The 18,328-nt window shown below is 34.7% G+C and carries 18 protein-coding genes and 1 riboswitch; of the genes, 5 read left to right on the forward strand and 13 right to left on the reverse strand.

Going from position 1 to position 18,328, the window contains the following annotated elements:
- Nucleotides 1-197 precede the first annotated feature (197 nt).
- Nucleotides 198-1,049 carry a C39 family peptidase gene (locus tag NST77_RS14065; protein WP_095332500.1) on the forward strand — a complete coding sequence of 284 codons (852 nt, stop codon included), beginning with the start codon at nucleotides 198-200 and terminating at the stop codon, nucleotides 1,047-1,049.
- On the opposite strand, the gene asnB is transcribed toward NST77_RS14065, so the two are convergent.
- The 5 genes from asnB to ytkD form a co-directional block, all read right to left on the reverse strand.
- Nucleotides 1,039-2,940 (reverse strand): asparagine synthase (glutamine-hydrolyzing), encoded by a 1,902-nt coding sequence (gene asnB, locus NST77_RS14070; RefSeq protein ID WP_095332502.1) that lies wholly within the window; start codon nucleotides 2,938-2,940, stop codon nucleotides 1,039-1,041. The genes NST77_RS14065 and asnB overlap by 11 nt on opposite strands.
- 308 nt (nucleotides 2,941-3,248) lie before the next feature.
- Nucleotides 3,249-4,448, reverse strand: a complete 1,200-nt coding sequence (metK, locus tag NST77_RS14075) for a methionine adenosyltransferase (protein ID WP_047944533.1) — start codon at nucleotides 4,446-4,448, stop codon at nucleotides 3,249-3,251.
- A 316-nt stretch (nucleotides 4,449-4,764) separates the two neighbouring features.
- Nucleotides 4,765-4,924: riboswitch (SAM riboswitch) on the reverse strand.
- A gap of 68 nt (nucleotides 4,925-4,992) precedes the next feature.
- Nucleotides 4,993-5,235, reverse strand: coding sequence for a DUF2584 domain-containing protein (locus NST77_RS14080; RefSeq protein ID WP_095332504.1), 243 nt, complete (start codon nucleotides 5,233-5,235; stop codon nucleotides 4,993-4,995).
- 111 nt (nucleotides 5,236-5,346) lie between these two features.
- A complete protein-coding gene (locus tag NST77_RS14085) occupies nucleotides 5,347-6,138 on the reverse strand; it encodes an alpha/beta hydrolase family protein (RefSeq protein ID WP_095332506.1) in 792 nt (263 codons plus the stop codon).
- Nucleotides 6,139-6,178: 40 nt separating this feature from the next.
- Entirely contained in the window at nucleotides 6,179-6,652 is a 474-nt protein-coding gene (ytkD, locus tag NST77_RS14090) for an RNA deprotection pyrophosphohydrolase (RefSeq protein ID WP_095332508.1), read from the reverse strand.
- 350 nt (nucleotides 6,653-7,002) lie between these two features.
- Between ytkD and NST77_RS14095 the strand changes: the two genes are divergently transcribed.
- On the forward strand, nucleotides 7,003-7,260 hold the full coding sequence (locus NST77_RS14095; RefSeq protein ID WP_047944536.1) for a DUF6154 family protein: 258 nt from the start codon (nucleotides 7,003-7,005) through the stop codon (nucleotides 7,258-7,260).
- A gap of 66 nt (nucleotides 7,261-7,326) precedes the next feature.
- On the opposite strand, the gene NST77_RS14100 is transcribed toward NST77_RS14095, so the two are convergent.
- Entirely contained in the window at nucleotides 7,327-8,097 is a 771-nt protein-coding gene (locus NST77_RS14100; protein ID WP_095332510.1) for a sulfite exporter TauE/SafE family protein, read from the reverse strand.
- 335 nt (nucleotides 8,098-8,432) lie between these two features.
- Here NST77_RS14100 and cls point away from each other — a divergent pair, with 335 nt between their 5' ends.
- Nucleotides 8,433-9,887, forward strand: coding sequence for a cardiolipin synthase (gene cls, locus NST77_RS14105; RefSeq protein ID WP_095332512.1), 1,455 nt, complete (start codon nucleotides 8,433-8,435; stop codon nucleotides 9,885-9,887).
- A 140-nt stretch (nucleotides 9,888-10,027) separates the two neighbouring features.
- Here cls and NST77_RS14110 read toward each other — a convergent pair whose 3' ends face one another.
- Nucleotides 10,028-10,501 (reverse strand): S-ribosylhomocysteine lyase, encoded by a 474-nt coding sequence (locus NST77_RS14110; protein ID WP_341123124.1) that lies wholly within the window; start codon nucleotides 10,499-10,501, stop codon nucleotides 10,028-10,030.
- A gap of 174 nt (nucleotides 10,502-10,675) precedes the next feature.
- On the opposite strand from NST77_RS14110, the gene yidD reads away from it, so the two are divergent.
- Nucleotides 10,676-10,933 (forward strand): membrane protein insertion efficiency factor YidD, encoded by a 258-nt coding sequence (gene yidD, locus NST77_RS14115; RefSeq protein WP_204259848.1) that lies wholly within the window; start codon nucleotides 10,676-10,678, stop codon nucleotides 10,931-10,933.
- On the opposite strand, the gene NST77_RS14120 is transcribed toward yidD, so the two are convergent.
- Nucleotides 10,930-11,487 (reverse strand): beta-class carbonic anhydrase, encoded by a 558-nt coding sequence (locus NST77_RS14120; RefSeq protein WP_047944541.1) that lies wholly within the window; start codon nucleotides 11,485-11,487, stop codon nucleotides 10,930-10,932. The genes yidD and NST77_RS14120 overlap by 4 nt on opposite strands.
- Before the next feature lie 290 nt (nucleotides 11,488-11,777).
- On the opposite strand from NST77_RS14120, the gene NST77_RS14125 reads away from it, so the two are divergent.
- On the forward strand, nucleotides 11,778-11,942 hold the full coding sequence (locus NST77_RS14125) for a DUF1540 domain-containing protein (RefSeq protein ID WP_082138439.1): 165 nt from the start codon (nucleotides 11,778-11,780) through the stop codon (nucleotides 11,940-11,942).
- Between the two features lie 58 nt (nucleotides 11,943-12,000).
- Here the strand turns inward: NST77_RS14125 and NST77_RS14130 are convergent, their stop codons facing one another.
- The 5 genes from NST77_RS14130 to menD form a co-directional block, all read right to left on the reverse strand.
- Nucleotides 12,001-13,203 carry an NAD(P)/FAD-dependent oxidoreductase gene (locus NST77_RS14130; protein WP_341123125.1) on the reverse strand — a complete coding sequence of 401 codons (1,203 nt, stop codon included), beginning with the start codon at nucleotides 13,201-13,203 and terminating at the stop codon, nucleotides 12,001-12,003.
- 61 nt (nucleotides 13,204-13,264) lie between these two features.
- Nucleotides 13,265-14,740 (reverse strand): o-succinylbenzoate--CoA ligase, encoded by a 1,476-nt coding sequence (locus NST77_RS14135; protein WP_249877998.1) that lies wholly within the window; start codon nucleotides 14,738-14,740, stop codon nucleotides 13,265-13,267.
- Nucleotides 14,741-14,905: 165 nt separating this feature from the next.
- Nucleotides 14,906-15,724, reverse strand: a complete 819-nt coding sequence (gene menB, locus NST77_RS14140) for a 1,4-dihydroxy-2-naphthoyl-CoA synthase (protein ID WP_095332522.1) — start codon at nucleotides 15,722-15,724, stop codon at nucleotides 14,906-14,908.
- A 38-nt stretch (nucleotides 15,725-15,762) separates the two neighbouring features.
- Nucleotides 15,763-16,569, reverse strand: coding sequence for a 2-succinyl-6-hydroxy-2,4-cyclohexadiene-1-carboxylate synthase (menH, locus tag NST77_RS14145; protein WP_095332524.1), 807 nt, complete (start codon nucleotides 16,567-16,569; stop codon nucleotides 15,763-15,765).
- Between the two features lie 13 nt (nucleotides 16,570-16,582).
- Nucleotides 16,583-18,328, reverse strand: coding sequence for a 2-succinyl-5-enolpyruvyl-6-hydroxy-3-cyclohexene-1-carboxylic-acid synthase (gene menD, locus NST77_RS14150; RefSeq protein ID WP_123260660.1), 1,746 nt, complete (start codon nucleotides 18,326-18,328; stop codon nucleotides 16,583-16,585).

Consider the following 18,328-nt stretch of genomic DNA (forward strand, 5'->3'; position numbering starts at 1 on the left):
TCAAAATAAATGGTATACTAAAAAAGGTTTCTTTTGTCGAAAAATAGGGAAAAGGAACGAAAGAATGGATAACGTTTCTTAAAAGTTCCAAAATTAACTAAAAGAAAGGAAACTTTGTGACAATTTATATATTTTCTAAAAGAACTTTTTTTCAAGCCGATATAATTTAATAAAGAAATTGATTAGGTGATAACTAAATGGAATCAAATACAATAATAGTAATTTCATTGATTACTTTATTTTTCTTATTATATTTATTAGTAAGAAATAAACTAAGCATCTTTGTAAAAAGTCTCTATTTATTTACGATATTCGCCATGATTGCAATTAGTTTTCTACTTATAAATAGAGACGGCTATCAAGCAATTGTTTATGCGAAGGAGTTTGCCACACAAAATACTCGAAAAGCCCTCTTATCCATAAAAGAGGAAACAAATTTAATAAAAGAATCTGTATTATTAGATGCTCCTATTATAAACCAGTTACCTGAACTTCCACGAGGCTGTGAGGTAACAAGTCTTGCTATGCTGCTTCAATATGTAGATGTAGATGTCGATAAAATGACGCTAGCAAAACAAATTAAAAAAGATACTACTCCCTATACAAGAGCAAACGGTAAAATCTATTATGGACATCCGAATGATGGATTTATTGGGGATATATACTCATTAAACGGTCCAGGTTTAGGTGTATACCATAAACCAATTGCTGCATTAGCGGAGAAATATTTACCAGACTCTATTGTCGATTTCACCGGATCTGATTTTGAAGAAATAAAAAATCATTTATCGAATAATCGACCAGTATGGGTCATTACAAATTCAACATTCAAAAAGTTACCAGAGAGCCAATTTCGGACATGGAATACACCAAGCGGAACTGTAAAAATAACTTATTCAGAGCATTCGGTTCTTATTACTGGCTATGATGAAACATCTATCTACTTTAATGATCCACTTACAGGAGAAAAAAACAAAAAAGCACCCATAAAGGATTTTGAAGAATCCTGGGTGCAAATGGGAAGTCAAGCAATTACGATTAATTCTTAATTGCTACCTTTCCTTCTTTTAAATATTCCTTTTCGAAGGAATATTTTTTTTCAATATAAATACTGTGCCAAACCATGAACATCAATACTGTCCATATTTTACGGCTATTGTCTGCTTTACCTTGACAATGGTCCTCTAGCAACTGAAGAACAACTGATTTATTTAATAAGTGATCTGTATCACTTTCTTTAATAATGTTTTTCGCCCATTCATTCATTTCATCTTTTAACCAATGACGAATTGGAACAGGGAAACCTAGCTTTTTACGATTTAGTACATGCTCTGGGACAAAGGATTCTGCTGCTTTTCGTAAAATATATTTTGTTGTACCATCCGCTGTTTTTAAGGAAGTAGGAATTTTAGAAGCAACTTTAAAGACCTCTTTATCTAAAAATGGTACGCGTAATTCTAGAGAATGAGCCATCGTCATTTTATCCGCTTTTAATAAAATATCCCCACGCATCCACGTATGAATGTCAATAAACTGCATACGATCCACAGGATCATATCCTCTGCTTTCTTCATATAATGGATTTGTAATATCACGATAATGCAAACCATTGTTATAGACAGAAAGTAGTTTTTCTTTTTCCAACTCAGAGAACATTTTTGCGTTTCCAATATATCTTTCTTCCATCGGTGTAACTCCGCGTTCAATGAAACTTTTTCCTTTCACGCCTTCTGGAAGAATATTTGCTACAGCTCGCAACAATTTTTTTCCGACGTTCGGAATTTTATTAAACACTTCAAGAGATTGTGGTTCCCGATAAATATTATATCCGCCGAATAACTCATCTGCACCTTCTCCAGATAGAACAACTGTTACATGTTTTCTTGCTTCACGTGCTACGAAATATAAGGGTACACAAGCTGGATCCGCTAAAGGATCATCCATATGCCACATAATTCTCGGAATTTCGTTCATATATTCTTGCGGAGAAATAATATAACTAATATTTTCTAATCCTAATTTATCAGCTGTTTCTTTTGCTACATCGATTTCACTGAATCCATTATGTTCAAATCCTACAGAAAATGTTTTAATGTTTGGATGAAATTCCTTAGCAATACTAGCAATAATGGATGAATCAATTCCTCCTGAAAGGAATGATCCAACAGGAACATCACTTCTCATATGCATTTTCACACTATCAAACAGTACATCTTTAATTTCTTTTGTATACTCGTCCTCTTGCTTTACAACAGGTTTAAAGGATGCTCTCCAATAGCGTTTGATTTCCATAGGTTCACCAATTTTTTTGGTAAAATAATGGCCTGGTTCTAGCTTTTTAATTCCCTCTGACATCGTATAAGGCTCAGGAACAAATTGATAGGTTAAATAATGTTGTAGAGAACGATAATCGATAACATCACTTTCTAATGCTAATGATATACTTTTCTTCTCAGAAGCAAAGTATGTTTTCTCTCCGTCATCAAAATAAAAGAATGGTTTAATCCCAAACGGATCGCGTGCTCCGTATAATGTTTCTTCTTGTTTATCCCAAATGATGAAAGAGAACATTCCACGCAATTTCTCAACCGCTTTTTCCTTTTCATGGCTATATAAAGCAATAATTACTTCTGTATCTGAATTTGTTTGGAAGGTCAATCCAGCCTTCACTAACTCTTCTCTTATTTCTAAATAGTTATATACTTCTCCGTTAAAGATTATCCAATAACGTTCATTTTCATATGTTAAAGGCTGATGCCCACTTTCAATATCGATAATACTTAATCGGCGAAAACCGAATTGAATGTGGTTATCATAATAATATCCTTCATCGTCAGGACCTCTATGTGTTATAACACGATTCATTCCTGCAAATAGTTCTTTTTGTTCTTCTTGAAAGTTCTGTGCTTTTTCATGTACACAGCCAACAAAACCACACATATTGCTCTCACCTTCTCCATTTCTTTTCCTACATGCATTGAGACATCTATAACTAACTCATTGTTCTAATAGCAGAACCATAATCAATTTTTTACTATACGCTTAAATAGAATAGATGTTAATAGGTAATAAGTTTCATAAAAACTTCACTTAGTCTTCTATTTTAACATAAATAGTGTAAATATATAAATCAGTTATTAGCATTTCCATCCTTATTTTTTATACATGTAATACAATTGTCATCATTAAGTATTAGACGAAAAAAAAAAGAAAGAAGTTACACTTTCTTGTAACTTCTTTCTCAAGTTTTATGCTTCTACTGCTTTTTTTACTAGCTCTGCTCTATCTGTACGTTCCCATGGCAGATCGATGTCCGTACGGCCAAAATGTCCGTAAGCGGCTGTTTGTCTGTATATTGGTTTGCGAAGATCGAGCATTTTAATAATTCCTGCTGGGCGAAGGTCAAAGTTTTCACGTACTGCTTCTACTAGCTTATCTTCTGAAACAATCCCTGTACCAAATGTATCAACAGAAATAGATACTGGCTGCGCTACACCGATTGCATATGCTAATTGTACTTCTACTTTATCAGCTAATCCTGCAGCGACAATATTCTTTGCTACATAACGTGCTGCATAAGCAGCGGAACGGTCCACTTTTGTTGGATCCTTTCCAGAAAACGCTCCACCGCCATGTCGTGCGTATCCACCATATGTATCAACGATGATTTTACGTCCAGTTAATCCAGCATCTCCTTGTGGTCCGCCGATCACGAAGCGTCCTGTAGGATTAATAAAATACTTCGTGTTTTCATCGATTAATTCAGCTGGTACAACAGGATTGATTACATATTCCTTAATATTGCGTTGAATTTGTTCTAATGTCACTTCTGGATGATGCTGTGTGCTAATTACAATTGTATCAATGCGCACTGGTTTATTATTCTCATCATATTCGACTGTAACTTGTGTTTTACCATCTGGACGTAGATAAGGTAAGATTTCTTCTTTTCTAACCTCAGCTAGTCTTCTTGATAATTTATGTGCTAACGAAATGGGTAAAGGCATAAGTTCCTTTGTTTCATTACATGCAAACCCGAACATTAAGCCTTGATCTCCTGCACCAATTGCTTCTATTTCCTCATCCGTCATCTTACCTTCACGAGCTTCTAGAGCTTGATCTACCCCTAATGCGATATCAGCGGATTGCTCGTCAATAGAAGTTAATACTGCACTTGTTTCTGCATCAAATCCATACTTTGCACGTGTATACCCTATTTCTTTAATCGTTTCCCGAACAATTTTTGGAATATCCACATATGTAGAAGTAGTTATTTCACCTGCAACGAGTACTAGACCTGTTGTTACAGAAGTTTCAGCAGCAACTCTTGCATTAGCATCTTTAGCCAATATAGCGTCCAAAATAGCATCTGAAATTTGATCACAAATTTTATCTGGGTGACCTTCAGTTACCGATTCAGAAGTAAACAAGCGACGTTTTGTTGACATCTGATTTCCTCCTTATTTTAGAAAAAAGTAGAGTGAGGTTTCTTCCTGCACTCCTTAACCTTATCTTGATACGGTACTCATTCCCTAGATAGTATGAAGTAAAAATGGCGTTTTTATCCGAAGTCAATTCCGTGCATTATTATATGTAAAACTTTAAAAATGTTTAAAAATATAATATATATAACGAAGATTTTTGTTTCTAATAAAAACACACATCTAAAAATATACATTTTTATAAAAGATAAATAATTCATTTTACACAAAAAACCTTTTCATTAGTGAAAAGGCTCCTAGTAAAATCAATTCGCACCTTTCACTCTTATCGTTCAAGGAAAAATTCCTTGCTTCAGGTTAGCACCTTTCCTAAGAGAATGTCTGTCCCATTACATGTAAACATGAATGATTCAGTAATTTTCTTCACATAGTAGGTTGCTGGGTTTCATCGGGCCAGTCCCTCCACCAGCTCAGGATAAGAGAGTATCCGTTCAAGGTAAAATGATAGCTTAATCCATCAATACATGTCAATCATTTTTAACTTTATTAATTAATTTGTTGAATTTAATGAAATCAATTTATAAGTGATCGATGTTTTAGTTTTTTCCCATTGTAATTTTTCAATCGTAGCAATCCCCGATATCTCAGCTGTTTTTGTTCTTCTTACCTCTAACGGAATATTCATTGGATATAAACGATAATCTTCTTTTTCTAACAAAAATAAATTTTCTTCTAATCTTATTTCTTTTCCTTTTGTCACAATCATTGTATTTAATTCTAAAGGCATGCCCATTTTTCATTCCCCTTCTCTATTTTTTTCTCTTTCGTAATATGTTACCGGCAATCAAGGCTCCTTGCATGACCATGAAATCGGAACATCAACTAAGATAATAAAGCTTACTTTTTATTTTACCATCCTTTCCGTTTGTTTTTTCATCCAACTGGTTAAGGAAGTGACCACTTTTCGATTTGTAGCTGGAGGAAAGTAGTGAGTTAACTCTGGAAAATACCAAGAGTCTACTTCTTTTCCCAGTTGTTTTAATCTGTCTTCTAATTTGAGACTATGATTAATCGAAACATTTTTGTCCAGCTTCCCATGAATAATAAGAGTAGGAGCATTTATTTTTTCTAATTGATAAAGCGGAGTTCTTTCTTCATATCTGTCTGGATACTTAGAAGGAGTTCCCCCGATCACTCGTTTCATCATCCTACGTAAATCTTTCCGTTCTTCGTATGTTAAGAACATATCGCTTACACCGCCCCATGTAACAATTGATTTTACAGGGCAGTATATACCTACAAATAGAGCCATTACCCCTCCTCTTGAAAACCCAAATACATGAACATCCTGCACATTCGATAAATTCTTAAGGAGTGTAAATGCTGCTATAGCATCATTTCTATCTTCTCCTGCAAAATCTTCATTTCCATCACCACCCTGATTGCCTCTATAAAAGGGAGCAAACACTACAAAGCCTTCGGAAGCAAATTGAATAATTCTTCCAGGACGGACTTTGCCTACATTTTTTATGCCTCCTCTTAGATAAAGAAAGCCATCATACGTTTTCCCATCATTTGGAGAAGCGAGCATTCCTTTTACTCTTAGACCATCGACATAATAAGTAACTAAAAATAAATCTATGGAAGGATTAGGAGATGGAAATCGAATTTTCTCTATCATATCGCCATTTTGCATACTATTTGCTCCTTTCCTTTTTTCTCCTATATTACCCCTTCTATTTGCTTAATAATTCATTTTCAATATAAGCTATACAAAATTGGATGACCTCATCCTTCATAATAAAACTAAAGGATTCATTCCATCGCTTTGTTATTATATTGCCGGTAATCAAAACAGGTCCATCTGTCTCAAGATAATCCTCTTTGGAGGTTAAGTGACTGATTCTTGCAAAAAATACATCCTTCAAAAAAGGAACCTCCCCAAAAACCTGATAGGTCGCAATCCATTTCATACTTTTTATAATGCCACCTGTTTCCTCCATCACTTCTCTGTGTGCTGCTTGAATTGTAGTTTCGCCCATTTCTCTCTTTCCACCTGGAAACTCCAATCCACGTTCCTTATGTTTTGTTAATAACCATTGATCTTTATACTGGCAGATAACTAATACATGTCTTGATTCTTCATTCCATTCATTTTTTACGAATGAAAGTTTCACTAAATTGTTATTTTGATCATAAAATATTTCCATACCTACTCCATTATTATGTATTATTAATATAAGTAGCTTGCATACTAAAGCAAACAGCTGTCATTAACCTGATTTACTGTCTATTATTATCATAGCAAATACTACCATTGAAACTGGAGTTTTTTCCACTAAAATAGGGTATATTTTTTATAGAAGACAGTTTTCTTAATGATATTTATTTTTCAGGATGAATTTTCACGTAATGTAATTAGAAAGGCTTATGAATTTTTGTATCATTCTTTAACATAATGTTCACATAATAACTAGTAATAATAGGATGTTATCATATATAATACGGTTAAATAAAACGGTTACATTTAAAACTGGCTGAAAACTAGGAGGAAACAATAATGAAAATTGTAGATGAACTATATAACTTATATAAAAATAAATTAACTGGTGATGAAGAAGATATCGATATGCTTGCCTTTGCTTTTTTAGAGGAAATGAGTAGAGAAGATTTATTACATATCATCCAAGAATTAAATGAACAAGAATTATATGATTTAATGGGTCTTTATTTAATTGAAAGTTTAAAGGGTAAATTCGCAAGTGAAGATTATCGAAAACCGAATAACCCAATCTTTACCCATCGAAATCTCCATTAATTTTCTATAAAAAGGCTGTTTGACATCCCAAACACAAAAGTTTAGGATAGCAAACAGCCTTTTTTATTATGGATTTGTTATATAATCAAATATGTTTTTCCCAATCAAAGTAGCTGAGACCAAGACAAATAATATTTTTACATATTTAGACCCTTTTGCAATAGCTACTTTAGAGCCAATGTATGCTCCAAAAATCATAGCAATCCCCATCACTATTCCATATAAATAATACACAGAATCATAACATAAAAAAACAATAAGTGCTGTAAGATTACTTCCAAAGTTAAGAACTTTAGCATTTCCCGCAGATTCGACAAAATCAAATCCCATCAGGAGAAAGGAAAATAAAAAGAATGAACCAGTTCCTCCTCCTAAAAAACCATCATAGAATCCTATTAATGGTACAATAAATAGAGCAAACAAGAGTTTCTTTTTCGTCATCCCGTTATATGTAGAATGTAATCCCCATTCTTTTTTCGTAAGAGTATAAATGGTCACCATAATTAAAACAGCAAGAATCAGCGGCTTTAGTGATTCTGATGGGATTTTTTGTACTACATAAACTCCAATTGCAGAACCAATAATGGAAAGAGGTAAGAGTTTTGATAGTAACTTTTTATCTGTTTTTCCATTCCTTATAAAAGAGAGCGAGCTTGTTAATGAGCCCATAGTGGAAGCAAGTTTATTTGTTCCTAACGCAATCTGTGGCGGAAGTCCTGTGAATAATAGTGCAGGCAATGAGATTAGTCCACCGCCGCCAACTACGGAATCAATAAATGCTGCAATAAATCCAGCACCAATTAAAAAGAGTAGCATACCAAGATGTAATTCTTCCATAAAAGCTCCTTACTTTAATTCGTTTTCCATTCCAACATAAAGCTTAAATCTTTGGTGAAATTTAAATCAGCAGTCTTGAGGTAAAAATAATATATCTTGCACAAACAACTTTGTTAATTATTTATTAAGTAAATACTTCTTGTTTTATCTTTACATTATCACATTAAAGAAAAAAGGGAAATTCTTCTTATTTAAAATAAATACAAAATAGTACAAAGTTTTACCCTTTTACCCTATAATTATACAGGATATTAGTTTTAGAGCAGTCATATACACATTCTATCTTATTTTATCGCACATATTATTGCTTTTTTTGTGAGAAAGGACAAAATTCGATGCACATCTATTCAATTGTTTTAAGTGTAATTATTATACTTAATATCATTTTTGCTTTTCTTGTTATCTTCTTCGAAAGAAAAGACCCTATTGCAACATGGGCATGGCTAATGGTGCTGACCTTTATCCCTATTCTTGGGTTTATCTTATATTTACTTTTCGGACAAAATCTAAGAAATAGAAAACTATTTCAATGGGATGGACGAAAAAAACTTGGCATAGAGCCAATATTAGCTTCTCAACTGTTGCAAATAAGTTCAAATCAATTGCGGACAACAAATGAAGTCATTAGAAAAAACCAAGATCTTATTTATATGAATTTATTTAATAATGATGCCGTACTTACGGAGAATAATGCTGTTCAGATATTTACAGATGGTCATAAAAAATTCGATCAATTATTTGAAGATATCAGAAATGCTAAAAAATCTATTCATTTACAATACTATATTCTGAAGAATGATGGGATCGGCTCAGATCTTATTAGCTTACTTGTTGAAAAGGCAAAAGAAGGAGTAGAAGTACGCTTATTATATGATGAGCTAGGCTCAAGAACGTTACGTAAAAAAGTTTTTAAAGAGCTGCGGGCAGCTGGTGGTTTTGTTGAGGTTTTTTTCCCAAGTAAATTTCATCTCATCAATTTACGACTAAATTATCGCAATCATAGAAAGTTAGGAATTATTGACGGGAAAATCGGCTATATCGGCGGCTTTAATGTTGGCGATGAATACTTAGGACTCCACCCGAAATTTGGATATTGGAGAGATACCCACTTACGGATTGTTGGTACAGCTGTCTATGCCATTCAAACACGATTTATTCTTGATTGGAATCAAGCTTCTCATCTCCACGAAATTCAATATTCTCCTGAATATTTTCCTGGTAAGATCGAAGAAATTATTGGTAATATCGGCATGCAAATCGTTTCAAGCGGACCTGATTCAGAGTGGGAACAAATTAAAAATGGTTATATAAAAATGATCACATCGGCAAAAGAAAGTGTTTATATCCAAACACCTTATTTTATTCCTGATGCCAGTTTGCTGGATACCTTGAGAATTGCAGCTCTTTCAGGGATAGACGTTAAAATTATGATTCCTAATAAACCGGATCATATGTTTGTTTATTGGGCCACTTATTCTTATATTGGAGAAATGTTAAAAGCAGGGGCAAAGATTTATATATATGAAAATGGATTCATCCATGCAAAAACTATTTTAGTCGATCGGAAAATCGCTTCAGTCGGAACGGCTAATATCGATATGAGAAGCTTTCGACTTAACTTTGAAGTAAATGCCTTTATTTATAGTGAACAGATTGCTAATGAACTAACAGAGGATTTCTTAAAGGACATGGACTTATCCACAAATTTAACTGCCGACCAATATTCAAAAAGGTCCTTATGGATTCGTTTCAAAGAATCATTTTCAAGGCTTCTTAGTCCACTTTTATAGAACTTAAAATTTGGTTATGATGTTTTAAAGATAAATTTATTTTATGAATAAAAAACCCAAACAATATACGGAATTTTTCATTAACGTTTCCGTACAATTGTTTGGGTTTCTATTTGGTTGGAATATTTATTTCTTTATTATTAAGCAAAAACCTGTTTTAATTCTTCTTTATCTTTGCTTAACCAGAAATTCATCAGCTTTTTTGCACCTTCTAAATCATGAAGTTTTGCTTGACCGCATTGTGTTTCATTAGCTGCTGGAATTTCAGTAATTTCAATTGCTGTTTTCATCGTTGCCTCTAATAAATCGATAATTTCTTCAACGGTTGGTTCCCCACTTACAACTAAATAGTAGCCAGTCTGGCAGCCCATTGGTGAAATATCAATAATATCAAAATGATTGTACTTCTCTACATGTGCGCGTAAATTAAAGGCAAGTAGATGCTCTAACGTATGAATAACATTTGGCTTCATTGCCTGCTTATTTGGCTGGCAGAAACGAATATCGTATTTATTAACTACTCCATCACTACCAACTTTGTGTACACCACAATGTCTTACATATGGGGCTTTTACGGCAGTATGATCTAATTCAAAACTTTCAACTGAAGGCATAAAGTCATCTCCCTTTCTTCTTCTATCTCTATTATATCTAAAAAACCGAGTAATTTCATCAACTTAATATATATAATATTTTCCCAGTGGGAATTTTGTGTTAGATAGTGATTACTTTTACTCCTCTCTCCACCCATGTTATACTACATGCAAAGAAGGAGAGGACATAGCATAATGAAACACATCTTTTTATTTATTATCCAATTTTACCGCAAAGTAATTTCTCCTATAAAGCCGCCAACTTGCCGTTTTTATCCAACTTGCTCTAGTTATGGCTTAGAAGCGATTCAAAGATTTGGCGCTTTTAAAGGAGGATACTTAACCATTAAACGAATTCTTAAATGTCATCCCTTTCATCCAGGTGGTCTGGATCCAGTACCAGAAGATTGGCACTGTAGAAATCATCATCATTCATCAAAAGAAAAACATTAATAACCGTCTATTACCAAGTCTAATTTTCCAGTCTTTGGATCAATCACTAACCCATGAACTGGAACACCACTTGGCAATAGCGGATGCCTTTTAATCATTTCTACACTATGGGTAACACTATCTGATACAGAATCAAAACCTGTTAACCATTTTTCTAGATTAATACCAGAATGTTGTAAAGTTGCAAATGTTTCGTCTGAAATGCCTCTTTCTTTCATTTTTTCCACCATGCTATCTGAATGCAAAGCACTCATTCCACAGTCATGATGACCTATTACCATTACTTCATCAGCTTGCAGCTCATACACTGCAACCAAAATACTTCGCATAATACTTCCAAATGGATGCACAACTACAGCACCTGCATTTTTTATAATTTTCACATCTCCGTTAGAAAGATTCAATGCTTGTGGCAAAAGTTCTAACAATCTTGTATCCATACAAGTTAGAATCACCATTTTTTTATTGGGAAATTTACCTGTAATAAATTTTTCATATTTTTGTTCCCTTACAAATTCCTCATTATAGACTAACATATCTTGTAATAGGCTCATTTTTGCACTCCTTAAAAAATTCAATTCATAAAATACAAATAATTTCTGTTTTAAAGAAAGAGTCTCCTTATTAATAGTAATGAAAATTTGCATAATATACAAATTTGAAATACATGATACTTTCCAACATTGGTACTTCTTTTCATTCGCCCTGTGTATGTAATTCCTCCAACCTTCTAATACTAAGGTACAATGGGACTGTTATCAGTTTCATTGCATCCTATGTGCAAATCGAAGACATCTTCTAAAAAGACTTTTGATAAATAACTTAAGAAAAGGAGTGGTATTCTATGGCAAAAGACGTTCTTTGTGAAGTAAGGAATTGTACTTTTTGGGAAAAAGGAAACCGTTGCGGAGCCGACCAAATTTATGTTGTAAGTAATGTGGGAAAACATGCGGATACGAGTTATGAAACAGATTGTAAAACATTTGAACCTGAAAATAGCTTAAGCTAAAATTTATGGAAATGAAAAAGGAATCCCACTCAAAACTACTAGGGATTCCCTTCCTTTTTTATCTATCCAATTGTACCAAATCAGCATCAGGGTGCTTCCCCTTTATTATTAAATCCTTTAGTATGTTCGAACCGAAAGCACTGTAAACAGTACCATTTCCTCCAAATCCTAAACAATAATATAAATTCTTATGTTGCGGATGTTCACCAATAAAAGGAATTCCATCTTTTGATTCCCCAAATGTTGCGCCATATACATAGTCAGCTTTTAGTTGCAAATGGGGAAAATGCTCTTTAATACGAACTAATAATCTATCCGCATATAGTTGCAAAATCTGTTCATCTCTTGGCGCTTCCCTTGCTTCTTCGTCTAAACCACCCGCTATTATCCTTCCATCCGGAGTTGTTCGCATATAGAAATACGGACGCTTTGTTTCCCAAATTAAACATCGATCCTCCCAATGTGGAAAAGAGGAGACTGGATTCGTTACGATTGCAAACGTTCTATTTATTTTTGTAGGTATGTCTATTGCAAAGTTATCCAAATCGTACCCAGTTGCATACACGACATGCTTGGCCTGTATACTTGAATCGCCGTTGTTAAACAACCAGCAGCCATCTTTATTCTGAGGCTTTGAAACTTCTGTGTTTTCAAAAACTTGAACATTGCTCTTTTGTGCAGCCTCTTTTATTAAGGAAATAACAAACCTTTCTGGGTTCACTTCTGCGTCCCCACTTGTTTTTATTGCCGCATGTTTATTAAATCCATATACTTTATAAATCATATCCTTTTCTAAAAATTCTACTGGGAATTTATACTTTTGAAGCATCTCATATTCTTTTCTTAGAGAAAGTACGTCTGCATCTGTACTTGCGTAATATAAGCTTTGTCTATTTACAAATTGGACATCTTCGTGTAAGGAACTTGCGATACTTTTCAATTCCTCCATCCCATTAAAACATAATTTGTAAAATCGAACTGCGTCTTCTTCCCCAATACTTTCTGCAAAGGAATGCAGCATTTTATCATTTGAATACTGCAATAGCCCTGTGTTGGCAGCAGAGCTTCCATTGCCAACACTACCTTTATCCACAAGAATCACCTGAAGCGATTCCCTTGCAAGCATATAGGTTAATAAGGCGCCTGACATTCCAGCTCCTATTATAAGCACATCACAAGTAACATGATTATTCAACTTTGGATAAACGGGTCTTTCCTGAACCGTTGTTGGCCAATATAATGATCCATGATATAAGCTCATACGTACACTTCTTTCATTGAATTTTTTCACTAGTAGCCACAACATCATGAACTAGCTAAAATTACAAAGAAAAGTCCGATTTTTCCTCTATCCATTTTCTTAATTCTCTTCTGACTATTTTTCCTGAGGCATTGCGTGGGATTTCTGATATAAAAAATACTCTTTTGGGGATTTTATATTTCGCTAGAACATTTGTGCATTTTTCGATAATTGTATTCTCTTGTATTCTTTCATCTGTTACGATAAACGCAATCGGTACTTGCCCCCATTTTTCATCTGGAACTCCAATCACTGCCGCTTCTTTTATCCCGTTCATTTCAGTCAGTACAGCTTCGATTTCTGCTGGATAAACATTTTCACCACCCGAAATAATTAAGTCAGACCGTCTATCTAACACATAGAGAAATCCTTCAGAATCTATATACCCTATATCTCCTGTAAAAAACCAGCCATCTTGTAAATGATTCTCTTTATTTAAATAGCCTTTTGATACATTTGGCCCACACACTTTAATTTCGCCTACCTCATTTGATCCTAAACAATGTCCTGCTTGATTAACAATTTGTAATTGGGCGGGAAACAGTGGCTTTCCGGCTGAACCTATTTTTCTAATACTGTCCTCTGGCGAGAGGGTGACAATTTGTGAGGCAGTTTCCGTCATTCCATATGAATAATAAACAGAAATCCCTTTATTCATACATCGAGTCAGCAGTTCTACTGAGGCTGGTCCCCCACCTAAAAGCATATACCGGAAATAGGGTGGAAACTTATCATGAGCTGCCTTTTCAATTCGCTCTAGCATCGTGGTGACAACCGATATAATCGTTACTTTTTCTTTCCATAAATCCTCTAATACCCTCTTTACATCAAAGGAATCATGTAAAACGACTTTCATCCCATAAATGATACTTCTCATTAAAATCGAATATCCGCTGATATGAAATAATGGGACTGTACATAACCAGGTATCCTTTTCATATAGTCCTGCATTCAACGTATTTCCCACGGCACTCCACCAGTGATTACCGTAAGATTGAATAACTCCCTTGGGAAGTCCGGTTGTTCCTGATGTATACATTATCGTACAAGTTTCCTCTAATGACACTTGATCCTTTTCTATTGGCTCTATGTAGGTACTTTCTGTTATATTTTCTTTATAAAATACAACCAATTCTTTCTCTTCTTCAAGCACAGCTACCTTCTCTTTAAACGCTTCTTCTGAGATTAAATAGGAAACTTTCGCATCGTTTATTTGATAAGCCATTTCTTTCGCTGTTAAGCGATTATTAAGAAGGACTGCCTTTGCTCCAATAATTTGCATAGCAAATAAGTGCAGTACAGTTTCTAAATCACTTTTAACAAGAAACCCCACATAATCTGTGTCCTTTACTCCAATGGCCGACCAAATCCCTGCACGGTAATAAGCCTTTTCATATAATTCTTTAAATGTTAGTCTTTCTTCTTTAAATACAATTGCCTCTCTATCTGGTGTTAAATGCGCTCTATTTTTAATAAAATTCGGAAGTATTTCTGTCATAATTTATTATCCCTCTTTTCTATACAAACAAAGGTGACACTATTATTAGCATGTCCATTAAAACACCATTGCTAAAAACGAGTGTCACCCTTGTATCTATTAATTAATATGAATGAATTGCGATTCCATCTCTTGGATAGCTAACTTTTCATTCATCCTTTTCCATTAAGGAAAACGCGGGAATTGTCCAAAATCAGGTTTGCGTTTTTCCTTAAAGGAATCTCTTCCTTCTTTTGCTTCATCTGTTGTATAGTAAAGCAAAGTTGCATCACCAGCAAATTGCTGTATACCAGCTAAACCATCTGTATCTGCATTAAAGGCAGCTTTTAGGAAACGAAGGGCAGTTGGACTTTTCTCTAAAATCTCCTCACACCATTTAATCGTCTCTTCTTCTACCTTTTCTAACGGTACTACCGTATTTACTAATCCCATATCCAGTGCTTCTTGGGCATTATATTGACGGCATAAGAACCAAATTTCCCTAGCTTTTTTATGGCCAACGATTCTTGCTAAATAACCAGAACCGTAACCAGCATCAAAGCTACCTACCTTTGGACCAGTTTGTCCAAAAATAGCATTATCTGCAGCAATCGTTAGATCACAGACAATATGCAGCACATGTCCTCCACCAATGGCATATCCTTTTACCATCGCAATGACAGGCTTAGGAATAACTCTGATTAAACGTTGTAAATCAAGGACATTTAGGCGGGGAATTTGATCTTCTCCTACATATCCACCATGACCTCTAACTTTTTGATCTCCACCAGAACAGAATGCTTTATCGCCTGCACCAGTTAAAATGATAACTCCTACATTACTGTCATCTCTTGCCATTGCAAACGCATCAATTAATTCACTAACGGTTCTTGGCGTGAATGCATTATGTACATGAGGTCTATTAATTGTAATCTTGGCAATACCATTATATGTTTCATAAATGATTTCTTCATATTGTCTGCCAGCTACCCATTCCACTGTCATTCTTTTTCCTCCTTATTAATAGGGCTGAACATCTATGTTCAGCTCCTTAAAAACTCCAATACTATTGTACCAAAAATTTCTGGTTTCTCCACATGAATTGCATGACCAGCATCATTTATAGTTAAATGCTTTATTTTTTTATTACAGTCAACCATTTCTTCAGCGATTTGACAAAACTTTTGATCAAGTTCTCCTGTAATTAACAATGTTTCTATTGATAAGCGAGAAAGAGAGGACCAATACGAATTTTGTGCACCTGTCCCCATCCCTCTTAAACTATTTGCCAATCCAACTGGGTTATTAGCCAGCCGTTGCTTCCTTATTGCTTGCTTTGCATCTTCACTCAGTATCTTTTGGCTTTTAAACAATGGGATTTCCTCCCATTTGTTCACGAAGTTTATTATTCCTTGTTCAAGGATAGAGTCTCCCAATTTCTCATCTTGTATTCGTCTTTGTTTTCTCTCTATATCCGTTCTCAAGCCGGGAGAGGAACTTTCCAAAATAAGTTTTTTCACTGTCTCAGGATAATTCATACAGTATGCTAACGCTAACCTACCACCCATCGAATAACCTAATAAATGAACAGTAGCCAATTGAAGATGATCAATGAGCGCTTTTAAATGAGTGACACTTTCTTGCATAGTATACTTTTCTATTTCTTCCGGCGAATCTGTCTTTCCATGACCGATAATATCGACCGTAATAACCGTATACTTCTTCTTCCATAAAGGAATAAATGGAATCCAAGTACCACTATCCCCAGTAAAACCATGTAATAATAAAAGAGGTTCTCCTTCTCCTTCAACCGTTACATGATAGCTTATATCCTTTAGTTTGATAAACATAGGCTTCACCTTTTTAATCTAATTGATCTAACACCTTTAGAATCCGATTCGTCATTTGCCGATGTTCTAATAGATTATTTTCCCGATTGGTTTGTATTTCCCATACTCGTAAGCCTTTCGTGAAATCACTATCTTGGAATAATGTTTGTAAATTGTCCCAGCTGTTAACAAGCTTATATTGTCCCTTGTACATTTCCACTGCATGCTTAAAGTCAATATTTAGAGGCGTTCCAAATAATAATTCAAAATGTCTCGGCAGTTCTACTTGAGGAAGAAATGAAAAGATTCCGCCCCCATTATTATTTATTAATATGACAGTGATTGGAAGCTGATATAGCTCAGAAAGAATTAAACCATTTAAATCATGGAAAAAGGTTAAATCCCCTACAATTAAAAAGAGCGGCTGCTTAATAACCCCTACTCCGAGAGCAGTAGATATCGTCCCATCAATGCCATTTGCTCCTCTATTTGCAATAATAGTTACCTTTTTATTTTGTTTATGAAAAAAAGTATCCAAATCGCGAATGGGCATACTATTACCTACAAATAAAACGGCATCATTCGGAATCATTTCACCCAAGCAATGAAAAAGCTTCGCTTCACTCATTTCTTGAATTTCTGCTGTTTTTGTTAATTCCTTTTTGGTTATCTCATTGATTTCTATCCATTTATTTAAATAGTGATTTATTGAGCAAGGAGAAACAAACGATGTAAGCTTCTCACAAAAATAACCTTCTTCACAATAAACCATTTCTGTTGTCAGCTGATTAGGATCACGGTAGCCGCTTCCCCCGTCTATTACAATCTGTTTTGCTCTTTCATTTTCTCGTAAGAAAATAGTTAATGGTTTAGAAATCGGCATACTGCCAAACCGAATAACAATATCCGGTTTTAATAGTGATTTAATCCTTTCATTTCGCAAAAACGTATCATATGTGTCGATGACAACTTCCATGTCCGCACTCTTACTTCGTAGTTGGGAAAGTGGATCAGCTATAATCGGAAAACCTGTTTTTTCTGCCAATTGCAGTATTTTCAAAGAAAAGTTCTCTTTATCCATCTCTCCGCAGATGATAATTCCCTTTCTTTCCCCTTTAGCTTCCAAACTTGCTGCTAAATCATGAAAATAGGAATCATCAATCGTAAACTCCCCAGTTTTAATCTGAATAGACCTTGATTCTTGATCCTCTCGACGATAGTGTTCTAAATTATCTAAATCAGGGATTAATGGCTCTCTCAATGGAATATTCACATGCACTGGACCGCTAGGATGCTGTTTTGCCATCGCCACCGCTCTAGCCCCCACCGTTTTAGCATATCTTATCATACCTGAACTATTATCAGGTGTAGACATTTCCATAAACCATTTAACATGCTTTCCATAAAGATCTAATTGATCAATCGCCTGCGGTGCTCCCACATCTCGAAGTTCATGGGGCCGATCTGCCGTCAGTACGATTAATGGTATGCGAGAAATCTTCGCCTCTACAATTGCCGGAAAATAGTTTGCAGCGGCAGTACCAGATGTACATACTAATACAGTTGGTTTTTTAGACGCCTTCGCTATTCCTAAAGCAAAAAAGGCAGCTGATCTTTCATCAATATGAACATGAAGCTTTATATCCTCTTCTTCTGCAAGCAATAAACTGATGGGGGTTGATCTTGATCCTGGACTGATAACAGCATGTTCAACCCCGTTTTTTACCAACTCGGATATTAGCGCATCCAAATAGGCAGTTAACTGTTGCTGATGACTCAT

Source organism: Niallia sp. FSL W8-0177 (assembly GCF_038006285.1).
Lineage (GTDB): Bacteria > Bacillota > Bacilli > Bacillales > Cytobacillaceae > Niallia > Niallia circulans_A.